Origin of the sequence: Ancylobacter sp. WKF20, from assembly GCF_029760895.1 — a bacterium.
Classification (GTDB): domain Bacteria; phylum Pseudomonadota; class Alphaproteobacteria; order Rhizobiales; family Xanthobacteraceae; genus Ancylobacter.
Genome location: NZ_CP121679.1, coordinates 1,206,569 through 1,224,689 on the forward strand (window position 1 = coordinate 1,206,569; position 18,121 = coordinate 1,224,689).

13 protein-coding genes are annotated in these 18,121 nt (G+C 69.0%); 1 reads left to right on the top strand and 12 read right to left on the bottom strand.

What is annotated here, in order from left to right:
* Positions 1–4: 4 nt before the first annotated feature.
* Positions 5–2,434: a right-handed parallel beta-helix repeat-containing protein gene (locus AncyloWKF20_RS05485; RefSeq protein WP_279316890.1), complete on the bottom strand. Its 2,430-nt coding sequence runs from the start codon at positions 2,432–2,434 to the stop codon at positions 5–7.
* 106 nt (positions 2,435–2,540) lie between these two features.
* Here AncyloWKF20_RS05485 and AncyloWKF20_RS05490 point away from each other — a divergent pair, with 106 nt between their 5' ends.
* Complete coding sequence (locus AncyloWKF20_RS05490) at positions 2,541–2,945, top strand: hypothetical protein (protein WP_279316891.1); 405 nt, start codon at positions 2,541–2,543, stop codon at positions 2,943–2,945.
* A 3-nt stretch (positions 2,946–2,948) separates the two neighbouring features.
* Here the strand turns inward: AncyloWKF20_RS05490 and AncyloWKF20_RS05495 are convergent, their stop codons facing one another.
* The 11 genes from AncyloWKF20_RS05495 to AncyloWKF20_RS05545 form a co-directional block, all read right to left on the bottom strand.
* A complete protein-coding gene (locus tag AncyloWKF20_RS05495; RefSeq protein ID WP_279316892.1) occupies positions 2,949–5,441 on the bottom strand; it encodes a hypothetical protein in 2,493 nt (830 codons plus the stop codon).
* On the bottom strand, positions 5,434–7,917 hold the full coding sequence (locus tag AncyloWKF20_RS05500; protein WP_279316893.1) for a hypothetical protein: 2,484 nt from the start codon (positions 7,915–7,917) through the stop codon (positions 5,434–5,436). Before AncyloWKF20_RS05500 ends, AncyloWKF20_RS05495 begins: the two co-directional genes overlap by 8 nt.
* Positions 7,914–10,061, bottom strand: coding sequence for a hypothetical protein (locus AncyloWKF20_RS05505; RefSeq protein ID WP_279316894.1), 2,148 nt, complete (start codon positions 10,059–10,061; stop codon positions 7,914–7,916). The genes AncyloWKF20_RS05500 and AncyloWKF20_RS05505 overlap by 4 nt, the downstream gene beginning before the upstream one ends.
* Positions 10,061–10,645, bottom strand: a complete 585-nt coding sequence (locus AncyloWKF20_RS05510) for a hypothetical protein (protein ID WP_279316895.1) — start codon at positions 10,643–10,645, stop codon at positions 10,061–10,063. Before AncyloWKF20_RS05510 ends, AncyloWKF20_RS05505 begins: the two co-directional genes overlap by 1 nt.
* The gene (locus tag AncyloWKF20_RS05515) at positions 10,645–13,104 is read right to left on the bottom strand and encodes a hypothetical protein (protein ID WP_279316896.1); all 2,460 of its coding nucleotides are present in this window, start codon (positions 13,102–13,104) and stop codon (positions 10,645–10,647) included. Before AncyloWKF20_RS05515 ends, AncyloWKF20_RS05510 begins: the two co-directional genes overlap by 1 nt.
* Position 13,105: 1 nt before the next feature.
* A complete protein-coding gene (locus AncyloWKF20_RS05520; protein WP_279316897.1) occupies positions 13,106–13,726 on the bottom strand; it encodes a hypothetical protein in 621 nt (206 codons plus the stop codon).
* 123 nt (positions 13,727–13,849) lie between these two features.
* Positions 13,850–14,128: a hypothetical protein gene (locus AncyloWKF20_RS05525; protein ID WP_279316898.1), complete on the bottom strand. Its 279-nt coding sequence runs from the start codon at positions 14,126–14,128 to the stop codon at positions 13,850–13,852.
* Positions 14,129–14,194: 66 nt separating this feature from the next.
* Positions 14,195–15,085, bottom strand: coding sequence for a phage capsid protein (locus AncyloWKF20_RS05530; RefSeq protein WP_279316899.1), 891 nt, complete (start codon positions 15,083–15,085; stop codon positions 14,195–14,197).
* Between the two features lie 151 nt (positions 15,086–15,236).
* Complete coding sequence (locus tag AncyloWKF20_RS05535; protein WP_279316900.1) at positions 15,237–16,130, bottom strand: hypothetical protein; 894 nt, start codon at positions 16,128–16,130, stop codon at positions 15,237–15,239.
* Positions 16,051–16,536, bottom strand: a complete 486-nt coding sequence (locus AncyloWKF20_RS05540) for a hypothetical protein (RefSeq protein ID WP_279316901.1) — start codon at positions 16,534–16,536, stop codon at positions 16,051–16,053. Before AncyloWKF20_RS05540 ends, AncyloWKF20_RS05535 begins: the two co-directional genes overlap by 80 nt.
* Entirely contained in the window at positions 16,533–18,113 is a 1,581-nt protein-coding gene (locus tag AncyloWKF20_RS05545; protein WP_279316902.1) for a portal protein, read from the bottom strand. Before AncyloWKF20_RS05545 ends, AncyloWKF20_RS05540 begins: the two co-directional genes overlap by 4 nt.
* Between the last annotated feature and the right edge of the window lie 8 nt (positions 18,114–18,121).

Below are 18,121 nucleotides of genomic sequence, written 5' to 3' on the forward strand. Positions count from 1 at the left end.
GAGGTCAGGTCAGCCGCAGAACACCGCTCAGCGTGAAGCTGGTGCCGTTCGCGCCGGGATAGGCGTTGTTGTACGTCGTGATGATCACCTGGCTTCCGGCGACCGCGCCGGAGACGGTGACGCCCGTCACCAGCGTTTCACGGCCCATCAGCACGCCCACGGCGTCAAAGGGCAGGCTGGCGCGCAGCTGGGCGGCGCCCGTGCCATTGGTGGGGATGTTCACGGTGAGCACGCAATGCACCAGCTTGCCGGTGAATTGGTAGCGCAGCGTGCCGTTGGCCGTGGTGAGGGTGCCGCTGCTGGCCGTGATGATGGAATTGAAGGTCAGCGCCGGCAGATCGTCGCTGTTCAGCGCCCGCGTGGAGGTGGAGCCCGGCAGGATGTAGACGGCATCGTCCGCGAGGCCGAAGCCCTTGTTCCCGGCGACGCTGTTGCGGCCCACCGCGCCAAGGCCCGGTACCTCGAACACCAGATAGAGCAGGCCGGGCGAATTGATCTTCGTCACCATGTTGTTGGCGACGACGATGTCTTCCGACATCCCCCCGGGTTCCCAGCCATAGAGCCGCACGCCGGCGTGGAAGCCCGACGCATTGGCATAGCAGCAGTCGCGGATGATGTTATCCACCACCAGGCCGCGCTGGGTGAAGCCGGCGACGCCAACGCCATCGAGCGCGCAATTCACAATGGTGTTGTGGCTGATCTCGAAGTCGCCGCAGATCGCGACAATGGAGTAACCGGCGCAGGAAATGCCGAAGTCACCCACGCCAAGGTTTTTTGTCCACAGGCACAGATTGTGCTGCACCTTCACGCCGACACAGGCGCCGCCGAAGGCAATCGCCTCGCGCCGCGTATCCAGAACCCGGTTGCGCGAAATCGTCGCGTAGCTGCAATCGAAACTGTGAATGCCGAAATAATTGTCCGGCGTCTCGAAGATGCGGCATTTGTGCGCGTTGTTGAACGAGCCGCCGTTCAGCTGGATGCCATATTTGCCCAGCGAGCCGGCACGCACCCGGCAGTTGATAATGTCGCAATTGGTGCAGCTGTTTACCTGAATGCCGCTTTCGTTATACCCGTTCTCGACCGTGATCTTTTCCGCCGTGCAGTCGTCGCAGGCATCGAGCAGCACGGCATAGCTGCCGCCGCCATCCACATAGATCTTCTCGACCGAGACGCCGTTGCAGCTGTCGAGATGCACCGCCGGCGTCGTGGCATAGATGCCGGGCGGCACCTGCACCTTGATCCGCTCCACCGTGGCATGGGAAACGGCGGCGCCGTAGATCAGGCCCAGCGAGCCGGCGATGCAGCGAATGATGGTTCGGCGCCCGGCGCCCCGGATGCTCTGGTTGGAGCGGACATTGAACGAGGACAGATTATAGGTGCCCGGCGGGATGTAGCCCTCGGCCGCCGTCGCCAGAAAATCATCCATGGCGTCCTGGTCGAGATGGATGCCGTCGCCATAGACGCCGAACATCTGCGGCGTGAGCTTGCGCTCGGCGATCTCCCACCAGGCGCCATCCGCGCTCTGCAATTTGCCGGCATGGCTCGGCTCGGAAGCGGCCCGGCGGTACAGCGCGCCGCCGCCATCGCCGGCGAGGCGGTAGCCGCTGGTGCGCAGCGCGTTCACGGTGACCGGGATGGACACATCCATGATGTCGAGCGCCAGCGGCTCCACATGGTTCACCGTTGCCAGCGCCGTGGCGACAAAGCCGCCGACATTCACCCAGTCGCCGGCGCCCGGCGACCAGATATAGAGGTTCTGGCCGATCAGGTAGGCGTCGCCCTCCTGCCCGGTTTCCGGCAGGTCGCCGGTGCTGGCCAGCTTGTCCTTCACCGTCAGGCCGGCGCCGGCCGGCCCGCGAATATTGGTCGCGGCGGCGATGTCGGCCGTGTAGCCGGCCGGCCCGACATACACATTCACCGCCGGCTTGGTGCCGAGCCCGCCGATCCAGTCGACGATCTTGCGCACCCGGCGCTCGCCATAGGACGCCATGGCCTCAAGCGGCGTCCACCCATTGGCGGAGGTGGAGAGCAGCGCCTGCAGCGCGTTGGTCTCGCGCTTGCGCTCCTGTGCCCAGATCGTCACCCGGTCGAAAAAGCGGTTGAAGCGGTTGGCGTCGTAATAGCCGCCGGCCGCCGCGTCCGTCGTGTTCGCCACCACGGCGTTGCCGGTGATGCGCACACGCGTGCCCGCCGTCCGGCCGGCGGTGAAAACCACATTGCCGCCGACCACGCTCGGCAGCACGGCGCTTACCGCGTAGTCCGTGCCGAGCACGGCCGGCGTCCAGACATTGGGCGTGTCCGCTGGCGCCGTCTCCACCAGCAGATCGCCGGCATCGAGCAGCGGGAAATCGAAGCTGAACGCCGTCTGCCCGGCAGAGGCGGTGTAAGGGCCGGCGATGCGGGTGGCCGGGCCGATGGGGAGAGAGCTGGACATGGCGCCTCACGCGGCAAGGTGTGGGTGCCTGCAGCGTGAGGCCTCCGGGGGATGGTCAACCGAGGGCGCGTGGCGCTAGGTTTTCGCTCGGGAAGCGGGGGAAACCATGAAGAAGCTCTGCATTGCGCTCGCGCTGGCCGCTCTGGCGGGCGGCTGCGCCAAGACGGCCGACAAGGTTGCGCCGGCCTATGTGTCGCCCCTGCAGTATGACCACTACGACTGCAAGCAGATCGAACTGGAAGCCGGCCGCATCACCACGCGCGTGGCTGCTCTCACCGGGGCCCAGAACAAGCAGGCCAGCAGCGACGTGATGGTGACCACGGTGGGCGTCATCGTCTTCTGGCCGGCGCTGTTCTTCGTCGGTGGCGACGACGCGCAGACCTATGAGCTGGCCCGCCTAAAGGGCGAGATGGATGCGGTCGAAGCCGCTTCCATCGCCAAGAACTGCCCGATCACCTTCGAGCGGCCAAAGCCGCCCACGGCCGAGCAGCTGCGGCAGATGAAGGAATGAGGCTTACGGCGCCGGTAGACGATCCGGCGTCGCCTCGCCCGGCATCCACCAGAAGCCCTGGTCACGCTCGCGCCGCGCATTCTGCACCTGCGTCTTGAAGCGCTTGGCCGCCTTGGGGTCCGTCAGGTGCTGCAGCTGATCCAGCAGCACGCGGGTATAGGCCGTGCGGGCGTACCAGATCGTGCCGCCGGGCGTGTAGTTGCGCAGCAGCTTGAGCGTTTCCTCGGAGAGGTTGGTCTCCTGCCCCGTCGCGGCCTTGCGCACCTGTCCGCCGGTGGCCTTCCACACATCCTCGACCGCCGAGACGCCGGGCCCGAGGATGGTGGACGCAAGCCCGTTGCCGAAGCGGGAATAGTCCGCGAACAGGAAATCGCCGAAAATGCCGAGCCCGCCGCCCTGCGCCATGGCGGCAATCCAGAAGTCCATGGTGTCCGGCTTCTGCGGATCCTTGCCGGCGGCGATCTGTTTCAGCCACATGCCGAGCGCGCCGCCAAGGGTGAGCGACACCACCAGCGCGCCTGCATAGGGAGCCCCGCGCGCCCACGTCCAGCCCCCGCTTATTTCGGCCGCGAGGCGCGCGCCCTGCGTCATGGCGATGGAGACCGAGAAGGAACGGAACATGGCGGCGCTGCGGCGCAGCTCGCCCCAGATCGTTCCCGGCGGGGAGTTGCCGATCAGCAGCGCCCGCCCGCGCGCCGTGCCGGAGGGGATGGCATATTCGGTCTCGGCGAGGATCATTTCCAGCCAGCGTTCCGCCACGTCGCGGGCGCGGGGATCGTTCACGGCGGCGATGTCGCCCGGTCGCAGGAAGCGGGCGCCCTCGATGTCCTGCGCCGCCGCCTTCTGCATCACCGCCCAGTCGGCGGCGTTCAGGCCATAGCCCTGCGCCGCACGGGTGAACTCGGCCGGAAGATCCTCCCACGCATCGCCAAGCCGGTTGCCGAGAAAGGCCTGCATCTCGCGGCCGAAGCTGTGCTTTGCCGCCCGGGTCCAGGCTTGCAGCCCGTTCCAGGCGAGCACGCGATCGGGAAGCCAGCGCGTCCATTCCGGCCCGCCAAGCGAACCGGCCCAGCGCGCCTGCTCGCGCAGCACATGCATGGCTTCCTCGTTGATGAGGCCGGCGGCAACCGCCTCACGCTGGGCGGCTCCGCGGAACTGGCGGGCCAGCGACACCGTGGTGTTCACCGCCGGCAGGCCGATGAATTTGCGCGCGACCGCCATGGTGACGGGATCGCCGGTGACGGCCGACAGCGTGGCGCCGCCCAGCTTCGACGCCACCAGCCAGTTGCGGATGCCGGCGGCGACACCGGCGAGCGTATCGCTGGCGGCGCTGACGCCGCCGCGCAACTCGCTCCACAGCCCCTCAATCTCGGCCACGGTGACATTGCCGGTCGCCCGCATCCCAAGGCCGGGATAGCGGCCGGCCTTCATGCGGTTCGGCTTGCCCGCCTCGGCGAGCGCCGTTTCCTTCTGCACCGTCTGCTTCAGCCATTCCACGGTGGCGGCCGGGTTCGGGCCCAGCACCTCCATGGCGGCGATGTCGCGGGCCATGCCGTTGATATGGTCCATCATGCTCGCAAACGGGTCCGGCTGGCCGAACTGCCCCTGATAGGCCAGCCAGTCATCCGCGCTTTTGAACACCAGGAAGCGATGGTCCGTGCGCTGGTTGGAAACGGCGCCTCGGCCGAAGGGCACCGCCGCCGGTTCGCGCCGGTTCCAGCCCTCGGTGACGATGCTGTCCCAGACTTCACCGAGCACGGAACGCAGCTCCTCCGGCGGAATGGCCTCGCCAGTCAACGGATGCACCATGCGGTCGGGGTCCAGCCGGGGCAGAGTGTCGGCGATCCAGCCCTCGCGCCCGCGCTTCATCACCGCGCGGCGATCATGGCTCTGCGGCAGGCCCCAACGTTCCAGCTTCTGGATGGCGCCGCCGGCGGCGTTGAAGCGCTGGCGAAGGCCATCCGACACCGCGTCCCAACTGCGCGCCAGCGCGCCCGCCATCGGGTCGCCGCTCGCTTCGCCAAAAAGCTCGCGCACCACATGCTCGAGGCGGGGCCGGTTCATACGGGTGCCGAGCACGGCCGTGCGGCGGAACTCGTGCAGCAGGCCCTCAAGCTCGGCCTGCGCCATGCCGACGATGGATTTGAACCGGCCGGCGACCGACGAATAGCCAGCGCGGCCGTAGTTTTCGAGCAGGTTGATGGCGGCGAGGCCGATATCGGGCGCACCCGAGGGGTCGCGGAAGCTGTCGAGCTGGGCGGTCACGCGGCGCTGGGCGGCGATGGCGAGCAGGGCGCGGCGCTTCTTGTGCTTGGCTTCGGCTTCCAGCCGTTTCAGCATTTCCGCCTGCGCCGCCGCGTCGGCCGCCGCCTCGCCCATGGCGCTGGCCTTCTGGGTGCGGATCCGCTCATAGGCGGCATTCAGCTCCCTGGCCTCGTCGGGCGTGATCACGTCCGCGTCGATCATGTTGCGGATGCAGTCGCCGAAACTAGCCATTGCTCTCGCCTCCCAGGGCGCACTGTTTCAGGCCAAGGAACATGTCCTCGGTGTGGGTCACATCATCGAGCTGGCGCTGCTCGGGCCCGGCGGGCTTGCGTTCGGGGCTGAACAGATCGCCATAGAGCCCATCGGCCTGCTGCACCGCTTCCGCACCGGTCGGGTCATCCATCATGACGCGCGGCGGCGGCGCCTCGTCGGTCGCCAGCGCCATCAGCCCGCGCTGGTCCACCAGCTCCGTCACCTCGCGCACGAAGGCATCCGTGGCGTCGCCGATCCGCGTGCCGCCGGCGAGCGCCTGCGCCGCCCGGTCCAGCGCGTCGGAAATCGCGCCATGGCGGAAAGCCAGCCGCTCGATCGCGCCAATGGCTTCGCCGGCGGCGTCGATCGCCTCGCGCGATCCGGCTTCCTCGATCACATTGCCGGCGCCTTCCAGCGTCTGGCGGGCGGCGAGCACGGTGCGGAAGGCGCTCTTTTCCTTGCGCAGGGCGCCGAGCGCGCGGTCCAGCACGCGGGCGCGTTCCGCCACCAGCGGAATGGAGCGCTCGAAGATGCCGAGCAGCGTCTCCTGCACCTCGCGTCGCGCCGGCGCCCGCGCCATGTCCGCGACCATGAAGCGGGCGCGGCTCGCGGTCAGATCCTCGGCCTGGGCGAGCAGATCGACAGCGGCGCCATGCAGCCCCTTGTCGGCCATCAGCTCACCGACCACGGCGGCATGGTTCGGCGCCAGCCGCCCGTTCACCACCATGCCGAACGCCTCGTCCGACAACCGGGCGAGCCCGCGCGCCTGGCGCATATGTTCCGAGCCCGTGGGCACCGAGCCGTCAAGGATGGTCGGCGCCTCGCGCAGCACGCGGGCCGTGTCCACCACGTCGCCGGAACCTTCCTGCAGGTTCTTCTTCGCCGCGATTGCGCGGACATCGGCCGGCGTCCAGCCATCGGCCTCCCGGAACACGAAGCCGTTCAGCTCCACCCGCTGTTCGCGCCCTTCGGCGAGCAGGCGCTTGGCGAGGCCCAGCCGCTGGTGACCGTCCGCGATGACGCGCGACCCATCGGCACGCTCGAATACTACCACCTTGCCGGAGGCGAGATTGTCCCAGCGCGTCACGCTGCGCAGTCGCTCGGTCACGCCGCCGGCGTCGCCGCCACCCTTGTACTGGAAGGTTATGGCATCTGTGCCGAGCCGGGCCGCGTCGACCGTCTCGAAGGTAACCGGCTTCTTGAGGTAGTCGAAGCGCTGGCCCGGCGCGGCATCCGGCAGCGGCGGGGCGTCCTCGCGGCGTGCCGGCACCGGGTCGAAGGGCAGCGCCGGCATCTCGTCATCCGGCGCCTCGGCGAAGCGCACCGCCTGGGCGAGATTGCGGGCATGGTCGCCCTCGGGCACATCCTCGGGCCGCAGGCTCCGCAACAGCCTGTCCGCTTCCAGCGCCTCGGCGGCGGCGAGCGCGGCCGGGTCCAGCGCATCGCCGCCCTCGCGCGCGGCACGGATCATCGCGTCTTCATCGCCATCCAGCGCGGCGCGGATGGTGGGCGCCGCTTCAGGCGGGCGCACAGACTCACCAGCGCTTTTGGCTGGCAGGGTAGCCGGAGCCTCCGTCGTCGCCGCCAGCGGCGCGCCCTGCGGCGCGGCGGCGCCCTCCGAACCCCGGAGAGACCGGACAACGCCCGGCGCTTCCAGCGCGCCCCGGATCGCCCCGCCGAACAGCGCGGCACCGCCAATATTGGCGGCGGCTTCACCTAAGCCCGCATCGAGCCCCAGCTCGCGGCGCCATGCCATGATCGCCGGCTGCAGCGCGGCCTCGCCGGCTGCATTCACCACGGCGTCGCCAAGGATATTGCGCAGCACCAGCCAGCCACCGGTGCGCGCGAAGCCGATCGGGCCCGTGGCCGCGGCGATGCCCAGATTGAGCGGGTCGCGGAAAGAGCCGGCGACGCCGCCGGCGAGCCCGGCGAGAAAGCGGGTATAGGGCCGGCCCGGGGCGGCCGTGGCGGCACGGTTGGCGGCATCGCGGCCGAGCGCGCGGGCATCCTCCATCAGCGGCTGGTCGGCGGCGATGGCGGCGCGCTTCGCCCGCTCGGTGTCCGGCAGGCCATCGGCAAGCTCGCGCAGCCGTGCGGCGAAATCGCTTTCGGCCTTGCCCACCAGCGCCTCGCGCGCCGCCGCCGGCCCGCTGTCGGCGGGCAAGCCAAGGGCGCGCGCCTGGTCGATCCACTGGCCGGGTGGTGTCGCCAGCCGCACAGGATTGTCGAGCCGCACGCCGGTCGCCTTGTGCACGGCGTCGATCCGCCGGTCATAGGCTTCCTCGATGGCGTTGGCACGGCCCACCGTGTTGTCGACATAGAGGGCAAGATCCCGGCTGGCCGAATAGGCCTCGGCGGCGGCATCGAGCAGCGGCGCTGGCGGCGTCGGGCGGGTGTAGCGCTGCGCCTCGGGAATGAGGGGCGCCGGCGCGTCATCCTCGAAAAAATAGCTCACTTGTAAGCCCCCGGCACACGGCTGCGCAGCGCCGGTTCCAACGCGTTGAGATCCAGCGTCCAGGCGCGGCCATCGGGCCCGGTGACGAACTGCGGATCCTCGCTCTCGGGGTCGCCAAGGGCGACGCGGTAGCGGCCGGGGCCGATGGCGAGCAGACGGGCGCCGGACAGCTCGCGTGCGGTGACGATGCCGCCCGGCAGATCCTCGTCACGAATGGCGCCGATCACATCGGAGAAGCGGTCGGCCCGCACATCGGGCGGCACCACCACGGGCGTGCCGCGCGAGAACCAGCCGCCGCCATGGGTGCCGACACCGCCGAACTGGGTGCCGGCCCGGTCGAAGGTGGCGCCGGCGGCTTCCTGCAGCGTGCGCTCATAGGCCGCCTTGCTGTCGTCATCACCGAGCGATGGCGACAGGCCACGACGGTAGGCGCGGGCTTCAAAAGCCGTCTTGGCCGTCGTCTCGGCCGCGCGCAGCGCCTCCGGTGCGGCGGCGAAAGCCGGGCCCAGCACCTCCGCCGCCATGTCGCGGAAGGGCTGCGGCTTCCAGGCGGGCGGCTTGAAATTGGGGTCGCGCCGCATGGCGATGGCTTCGGCCACGTCGGCCGCGAACTCCGGCGAGCCGCCCGTGAGCGCCAGCCCGCCGACATGGGCAAGCACCGGCGCGGATTTCGACACCTCGCGCAGCACGGCCGGGGCACGGGCGCCAAAGCCGGCCGTGATCGCGTTCACGCTGGCGAGCATGGTCTCGCCGCCCTGCTCGATGGCGCGGGCGAGCTGCGCGCGCTCCTGCGGACGCAGATACACCGGCGCCGTGCCGTAATGCGTCGCCACGGCCTCGGCCGCGTCGCCACGGGCGGAGAGCGTCGCCGGGTCGGCGAAGTCGATGGCCGGCACACGGGAAATGCCGGCGCGCTCTGCCCAGCCGAGCGGATCCTCGCGCAGCTGCGTCGCCTGCGTCTTGAGGAACGCATCGGCGCGGCGGTTGCGCTCGGCGGTCACCGCCGTGGCGCCGGTCTCGCCGGTTTTGGCCTTCATGGCGGAAATCGCCGCCTCAGCCTCGGCCGGCGAGCGGCTGGCAAGGGTGTGGAAAAATTCCGCCTCGGTGCGCAGCTGCTTCACCGTGTCCTCGCCGCCGGGCACGGCGGCAGCGGCGGTCTCGATCGTCGCCCACTGGTCGGGGGCGATGCCATAGCCCTCGCTGGCAAGGCGCAGAATGTTGCTTGCCTGCGTCTTCATCATGTTCTGGCTTTTGGTCACCGCCACCTGGTCGGCGCTCATCTGCCGCTCGAAAGAGCCGGCGAGCTTCTGGAAGCCGTCCAGGTCGAACTTGCCGGCGAGCCCCTTGCCGGCCTTGAAGTCCTCGGTGATGCGGTCGATGAAGCCCTTGCGCTCGCTGGCCGGCAGGCGGTCGAACTCGCCTTTCAGGTGCGCCTCGGCGCGGTCGGCGTCGATGGAAGCGGTCAGCCGCGCGGCCGATCCGGGCGCGATGGCGCCGGAGGCCTCGGCCCGCTTCACGATGCCGCTCACCTTCGCGGCTTCTTCCTCGGTCGCCGCCAGCCCCTCGGGGTCGGTGCCCAGCGCATAGGCCTGTTGTTCGAGGTTGCGCCGGCTGGCGTTCACCGCCTCGGTGGCGGCGGCGGCCTGCGCCTGCTCGGCCCGTGTCTTCGCGGCCCGCTCGGCCGCGCGCACATGGCCCAGCGACACCCGGTCGAAGGAGCGGGTGAACGCCGCCTGCAGGCGCGGATCGCCGATCACGTCATTGGCGAGCATGGTCTCGCGCAGCGCCGCCAGGCTGGTCTGCAGCCCGGCGGGGTCCGCCTCATGCTTCCGCGCTAGCGCGTCCGCCTCGGTGTAGAGCCGCGTGTCGAGCTGGTCGGCATAGGTCGAAATCGCCGCGCGGTCGAAGCTCTCGCCATAGATCGAGCCGCTGTTGCGCAGGGCAGGCTTGCCCTCAAGCGCGGCCTGCGTCCCGGCGATTTCGCCCTCGCGCGCGGCGGCGCGGTCGGCCGTGCGACCCAGCCGGTTCGCCGTCGCGCTTAGCGCCTCGGCTTCCGCCGCGACCATGCCGGACGTGCCGCCCACCGAAGTGCCGAGGTTTGCCAGCGCCTGAAACTGCTGGATACGAAGGGGACCGCGCGCCATCAGCCATACCTCTCGGCGAGACCGAGCCCGCCCTCGGCGAGCCCCAGAAATCCCTGCAGCCGCCCGCTGGATCGCGCGCGGCGCGACATGCGGCGGTAATTCATCGTGCGGGCGTCCTCCTGCTGGCGGTCGATCTGGCTTTCCATCAGCACATCGTCGAGCACGCGGGAGCGGGCATCGGCCGCCTGCCCATAGCCGAGGTCGATACCAGCGGCGGCGGCGGCCACGTCATTGCCGCCGATCAGGTCAATGGCCTCGCGCGACATCTGCCGGCGCCGCTGGGCGCCCTGCGCGCGATCGTCCAGCGCCTTGGTCTCGACCTCCGCCGCCTTGTCCTCGCCGGCGGCCACGTTCCGCATGGCGGAAAGCACCGTCGTGGTGCCGGAGAGCACCGAGGCGGCGGAGCCGACAGGCGCGAACAGCGAGGTGAGGGACGCCGGAATGCCAGCCGCCGCGGCAAGGCCGGAGGCCGGGGCGCCGGCGAGAAAGGTGGGCACGGCGAGCGCACCGGCACCGCCGACGACGGGCACCGCCGCCGCGCTGCCGCCCAGAAGGCCGCTGAAAGCCGAGAGCGCGAGCTGCATCACATATCCCCTTCGCCCGTGATCGCCCGCAGCGTGATCCGCCCGGGCCGAAGCTGCGTCACCACGATGGACGGCCGCTCAGCGCTGCCCTGAATGCCGTCGCGCTGGCGAAGGCCCGTGTAGCCGCCCGCCAGCTCTTGCGCCGGGGCCGCCGTTCCGAAATCGAGCAGCGGCACATCCTCGGCCGGCTGGCCGTTGGCGCCGATCGCGACCGACGTGGTGTCGGCGAGCGAGACACGCACCGTGGCAAAGCCGATATTGGATTGGGTCACGATGTCCGGCCCGATCTCGCGCGTCGGCGGCAGGGTCTCGGCAAGGAAGGGCGTCCACCGGCCCACCGTCACGCTGCTGGCGATCACCGGCAGGGTGATGCTGCCGGCGCTCACCGTGAACGGGCCGAACACATTGCCGTCCGCGATCGCCCACACCGAGGCGCCCTCATGGTCGGCAAGGCCCGTCACCGTGGCGCTGGCGGGGGACAGCGTTTTCGTCACCGCCTGGTCGAGCAGCAGCCCGTCCTCGAAGCGCTCCACGAACTGCACCGTCTCGCCATTCACCTGCCGGTCGACCAGCGCCGTCATGCGGTTGGCGGCATTGACGCAGATCGAGCGGAACAGGCCGTCCGTGGTCACGCGGGAAAAGGCGGTCACGTCCTGCGCCCGCAGCAGCGTCACCAGCCGGAGCGCGCCATCCTTCTGCAGCACCGCCAGCACATTCGCGTCATTGCGCGAGGTGCTGCGCCGCAAGGCGAGGTCCGCCACATCCGTCACCAGGTGCGAGGCGAGCAGCGACAGCCGCGTGGTGACGAAGGTCTGATCCGTCTCGTTGTAGCGAAATTCGCAGATGACCGAGCCTTCCCGGTCGGCGAACACGGCGGCGCCCTCATTTTCCACCACCGGCACGCCGGGCGCGCAGCCATGGGACGAGGCCTTCACCGGGTTCAGCACCTGCTGCTTGTCGATGGTGCTGTTGGTGAGCCAGTACTCGCTGCGGCTGGTGAAGATCAGCAGCGAGCGCGCGACGATGAAATCCTCGATCAGCTCGTCTTCATCCGTGTCCATCGGCGCGACGAAGCCGCCGGTGGAAGCGGAAATCTCGCTGTTGAAATTGGAGAAGTCGCCGGACATGGAGACGAGGATCGACGCCGGCACCAGGCGCGCGCCGCCCATCATCAGCCGCTGCTGGTAGAAGATGCCCGCACGCGGCCAGCCGCGCCCGGCGGAAATGATCGATTCGCCGCCCAGCGTGCCCTTCTGCAGGCGGCGATAGCTCATCGCGGCATCGCCCCGGTTCAGCACGCGGGTGCTGTTGATGGTGACCGGCCCTTCATTGCCGGCGCCGCTGAAGGTGATGCCCAGCGTGGAACTCACCACAAAGCCGGGGTTGATGTTCGGCAGCTTGTCGAGCGCGAACGCCACCTCGGCGGCGGTCAGCGGAATGGTGGTCGCGATCTCGATCGCGTCCGTTTCCTCGCCATCGACCGTCATGGTGAAGATGTCGCCGGGGGAGACGTTCACATAGCCGAGCGCCCAGATCGCCGGCACCGCATTGCCATAGGTGGTGTCGCCGAAATCATAGTTGGGAATGTTGGAGAGCGGCCACGCGCCGGTCTGCCACTCATAATCCGCGTTCTCGCGAAAGATGCGCCAGGGCTGCAGCGTGCCGTCCGAAAACAGGATGGCCGTATTCAGCCGCTGCCGCCAACGGCCGATCTGCACCGCGCTATGCGGCAGGGCGAAGCCGGTGAGCCAGCCGCCCTCGGCGGAGTACACATCGCCATGGCCCGCCATCAGCACGATGTCATAGGCCGCCTCGCGCGAGAAGGCGAAGGGCCGCACCTTGGCGGCGGTCACGCTGGTGCCCTCACGCCAGAACCGCACCTCGCCGATATTGATCGCCGCCGGCGCGGAAAGCGCGCGCACGGAAATGCGCCACTGGCTGGCCGTCACCGGCTGGGCGGGCGGGGCGCAGAAGCGCCGGCTGCGTCCGCTGCCGATCAGGTTGCGGGTGAGGTTCAGCTCGATCCAGGCGCCGGCACCGTTCTGGTACTCGACGAGGATGCGTCCCGTGCCGGCCGAGGCGAAATAGTTGTTCACGTCCACGGCGCTCACCGCCTGCGGCGTAGCAAAGCCGATGGTCATCACCACATGCGGCCCGCCGGAGAGCGAGACGGTGGTGAGGAACGTGCCGGTGTTGCCGTCCAGCGCGTAGCCCGGCGTGCCGCCATTCGGCGCGGTGAAGGTCGGGCCGGCGAGGCTGATGGCTTCCAGCGTGCGCCGGCGGCGCGAGAGCTGGCGGGTGTAAGGGCGCAGCGTGGCCGGCCCCTGCGGATAGACGGTGATGTTTTCCGCCCGCGTGAGGCCGCTGCGGTAGTATTTCAGGTTGGTGCGCTCGGCGAGCATGTCGCCCAGCTCGCCGCTGGCGAAACTCGACTGCTGGCGTCCCGGCTGGCCCGCCATGTCAGGACACCCACGCCGTGGTCAGCGGATCCCACGCCTGCACCGGGTTGGTCATCGAGGGCGTCGACTGCGCGTCATCGAGAATGGCGGCGAGCATCTTGCCGCCGCGCTGGTTCATCGACGGGGAGCCGAAGGCCTCAAGCGAGAGGTCGGCCGCCAGCGCCCGGTTGCGCTTGAGCGACAGCGCGAAATTGGCGGCGAGCGCGACGGTGAAGGCCTCGCGAAACGGCCCGCTCCACAGGCGTGGCGGTGCCTTCACGCGGATGCGGGCGAACAGCGGCTCGTCATCGGCGTGCACCTGGTCGCCTTCCAGCAGGAAGGCGGCATAGAGCGCGGTGGGGTTCTTGATGTCGGCGATGATGGCGCGCGGGTTGCCCACGCGGTCGCCCGGCAGCGCGAAGACGTATTTGTAACCGGTCAGCGGCACCACGTCCGAAAGGCGCGAGAGCTGCCGGGTCGACAGGCTCCACGAAAACCAGTGAATGCCGAGCATGTGGCCCAGCAGCCGGTCATAGGCGAGCTTCATGGCGCCGGCGGTGCTGGAATTGTCGTCGAGGTTGCCGATCGGGTTGGCCCCGGCGAGGGCGGCGGCTTCGTTGACGATATCGACGGGTTCGAGCATCGCGGCCTCGGGGCAGGGGCGGGAAGGCGGACGGGGGAAAAAGCCCCGGCGCTGGTTCGGCGCCGGGGAGTTGGCCCAGGAGATGATCCACCAGAGGATCGCCCCGGAAGGGGGCGAACGGGGTCAGCTGTTGGCGATCTGCGTCACCGTCACATTGCCGCTCGCCGGCACGGTCGCGAACATGAGCGAGCGGAAGAAGGGCGTGCCGTCGAGGTCGCCGGAGATGTGGACGATATCGCCGACACCGATATGGGCGCGGGCGCCGTTCCAGTAGCCGGTGGTGTTCACCGTCGACCAGTCGTCATTGGTGGCGTAGTGCCAGAGGCGGCAGGAGCGGGCGCCAGCAGCCTTGATGGAGGCGCCAGCGCGATAGGCCTTGAGGCTGGCCAGTTCGAGAGCCATGGGGAATTCCTCGCGTGAAGGGGAAAAGGCAGGGGCGCCGCGCCGGGGAGGGCGCGGCGCGCGGCATCACGAAACGGTCTGGGTGCGCTGGACGGGGCTCTGCGGCGACGTGTTGGTCGCGTAGTGCAGGCGGTAGATGCCCGAGGCGCCGGGATAGAGCGCGGTGGCGACGGACTGCATGTCGAAGCGGACGGTCCAGCAGCCCTGCCGGTTGTCCCACTGGATGTTGACCTTGCCTTCATAGTTCGTCGCATAGCCGACGGCGTTGCGATGGAAGATGAAGCCATAGGCTTGGTTCGCAGCCGGGATCAGCAGTTCCTTCTTCTGGAAGGGCACCCAGTTCACATTGTTCCAGCGCTTGCCGACCGTGCCGGCCGGGAAGCCGAGATTGGCCGCGCCGACCCACTCCGCGTTGTTGAACTCCTTGTAGCGGCTCAGGATGTGCCACCAGCGCCAGGAGATGACGGCGGTCACGTTGCCGTCCCAGACCACCTGGTCGTCGTCGGCCAGCGCCTCGCAGGCGAGGAGAGCATCCTCGAAGCCGAAGTCGCCGCCGGTTCCGAACGTGCGCGAGCCGGCCGCGACCACGGCAGCATTCATGGCGTTCATGATGAGGCTGTCGGACTTGCGGCCCACTGCCATGCCGCCGGCCTGCTGGGCCGCCTGCCGCTCATTGGCGGTCATCTTGTTGAGATCCTCCTCCTGGATCTCATACAGCGCGTCATAGTCCTTCAGATCCGCCGAGACGAACCCGTGATCGGGGTTGGCCGGGGGCGTTTCGCCGCCACGGGTCTTTTCCTGCATCTCGAAGGTGCCGAAATAGGGAAACTTCACCGTCTTGCCGGTGATGCTGCCCTCGGGCGTCACAGTGGGCTTCAGCTTGAAGCCCTGGGACTGGAAGATGTGGCGGACGTTGGAACGATATTCTTCAACGAACCAGTTGGGTGCCAGAAGCATGGCCGGGGTCCTCATGTGGAAGATTGCCTGTCTTCCGGGGACGAGGGCCGCTTGAGGCGCCGGGGTGTTAAGGCCGGGCCGCGCGCGGGGCATTCCACGGAATGCACCGATCCTCGCGCGGCCGAGCGTGCGTCAACCGAGCCAGCAGGCGTCAGTTGCCGTGAAACTGCTGGAAAGCCGCGTCCACCTGGGCGCGGAAGCCCTTGTCGTATTTGGGCGACAGAGGCGAATAACGCTCATCCGCCACGGCGGCATCGAGCTTGGCCTGCGTCCAGCCGCCGGTGTCGCCGCCCTTCACGCCCGGCAGGGCGAAGCCCGGCACCGGCTTCATGGCGCCGGCGAGCGCGTTCACCAGCTCGACGCCATCGGCCTCGTCCACCAGCGCGCCCAGCAGGCTCTTGGCGCCGTCCGTGAGCGCGAGCTGCTTGCCCAGCACCTCGGTGAAGCCGAGCGCGTCGGCATGCGCCTTCTGCACGATGGGCTTGGCCTCGGCCCAGCTCTTGCCCGGCGCCAGCCGCTCGCCCAGCGAGCGCGCCTCCGCCTCGGGCGAATAGAGCGGGCCCATCATCTTGCCGTCGATCGCCTTCTCGAACAGCTTGGTGACGAAGCCGGTGAACTGGTCCTTCGGCAGGCCGATCTCATGCGCCACATCCTTCGCCAGCTTCACGAAGGGGTCGGTGTCGGCATTGGCGAAATAGGGCTGCAGCTTCTCGTTTTTCGAGACATCGAGCACATACTCGTCGGCGCTCTTGCCGGGCTGGGGCCGGCGGCTCTCGGCCTCGCGCAGGCCCTTCCACGCATCGGCGACCTTGGAAAAGGTTTCCTCCGGCGTGGCGCCATACATGCTCTCCGGCAGGAAATCGCGCTTCCACGGGTCGGCCGCACCAGCACCCGCCGCAGCAGCGGCAGCGGCAGCCGCCGCCGCGCCGGCATGGCCCGCGCCAGCATTGCCGCCGGCGCCGGCGTCACCCGCCGGCGCGTTTCCGCCGCCGCTGCCCGCGTCCGCGTTGCGCAGGACCATCGCCCAAAGACCCTGATACTTCATCGTTGTTCTCCGTGGGGGTGGGGCCGATGGGCGTCTTTCGGCCCTCGGCGATCAGCTTCAAGAGCTTCCACACGAGAGCGTTCTCGCCCTCGCGCCGTGCGGCGTTCAGCGCCGTCTGGTCGATGGGCAACCCGAGCGCGACATACTGCACGGGCTGCAGAATGGTGGTGTCCACCAGGTGGTTCAGCACCAGCTGGAAATCCGCGTTGCCGGAGAGCCGCACCATGGCCTCGGTGAGCTGCTGGCTGCGCACCATGGCGAGGGCCACGGCTTTCGCGTCGCCCTTCGCCGTGCCCGGCGCCAGCTGCTCGAACCACTCCCAGCCCATGCTGTCAGCCGTGGCGATGAGGCGGGCCATGTCGAGCATCCCGCCCGGCTCCCGCTCGGGGTGCAGAAAGTCGTTCATGCCAAAGCTCCCGCTGCGGCGTTGTCGGGGACGGCGGCCGGCGCCTGTCCGGCCGTCTCGGCTGCGGCGAGCGTCTTCGCCACCAGCTCGCTCACCATCTGGGTGATCTGGTCGCGCTGGTCGCTGGTGGGGATCCACTGCTCGGGCACGCCAAGGCCGCGCCCGATGTCGATCAGCGCATCGACCTTGTTCACCACCAGGTCGGCATAGGGGCCGGCGATCGCCATCGCCATTTCGATCCACTGCACGCCGGCCTGCGCCTTCTGGGCGTAGCGCGCCGTGGCGAAGGGGGAGGTGACGCGGGTCTTGATCAGCAGCTGGTCGATTTCCATGAACTGCGGAATGACCTTGGCGTCATAGGCGATTTCCAGCGCCCGCTGGCCGGCCGGCACCACGATTTCATGCACCAGGCGCCCCGAGGCGCCCTGATGGTCGGAGGCGAGGCGCTTCACCCGCTCAAGGATCTCGGTCGCGGAGCGCACCGCCGCGCCATCCGGCGGCAGGGATTGGTCCATGAGCGCGGTCTGCACGCCCATCTGCAGCTCTTTCAGCACGATGTTGGAGAGGTCCAGCCGGGGTTCCGGCAGGCGGGCGATGGACGGGCCGAGCACGCCGCCATTCGCCCGCACCTTCCAGAACTGGCCGGGCGCCACCACGGCCGTGCTGGGGTTGAACACGCCGTCCTCGGTCGCGGTGTAGATGCCGAGCATGGCGATGGCGGCGGCCTTGAGCGTCAGCTCCTGCGCCTTGTTCAGCGTCTTGATCGCCGGCATGGCGAGCAGGATGGGCCCGCGTCCCCACGTCTCGCCCGGCACGCGGAAATAGCGCGGCGTCAGCCAGGGCGAGGTGCGGTATTCCCGAGTGTGGAACGGCGTCTCGTCATCGTCGTGGTAGACATGGAGCGTCCAGCGGCCGGTTTCATAATCGAAGGTACAGTCCTGCTGGATGTCGAGCTCGTCATCGGGCTTCTTGTCGATCCGCTCGCCCAGCTTCTGCGAGAAGGTGGCGTTGGGCCATGCGGCTTTGACCAGCCGCGCCGTCACCTTGCGGCGCCAGAAGCGGCCGACGATGTCACCGAACAGACCCAGTTCCAGCCGGATATCCTCGGCCGGCACCGAGAAGAAGGCGGCGAGCTTGTCCCGGTTGTTTTTCGGCGCGTCGTCGATCACCAGCGCGCCGGTGCCCGCCTGCAGATCGAGGCACATCTCATGGCACGCCATGTCCCATTCGCCGGTCTGGAACATTGAGGCAACCACCTCGGACACCTGACCGAGCGCCTTGGTCAGCTTGTCCCGCTCGCGCTTGTTGGTCACCAGCGGGCCGGGCTCGAACTTGATCCACTGCTCGCCGGGCGGGCAGAAATCCTGCTGCACGCGCCCGGCACCGCGGAACGCGCTCACCATGGCCGTCATGTCGAAGATGCGGTTTACCCGCTTGTCGCCCTTGCCGGTCTCGCGGATGCCGCGCCGGAAGGGGATGGCGAAGTCATAGGCCTCGTCATAGAGCGGCTTGAGCACCGCCCATTCCTGATCGGCCTTGGCCCGCCGGGCCTTCAGTTCCTTGACGGTGAGCGCCATGGTGTGGG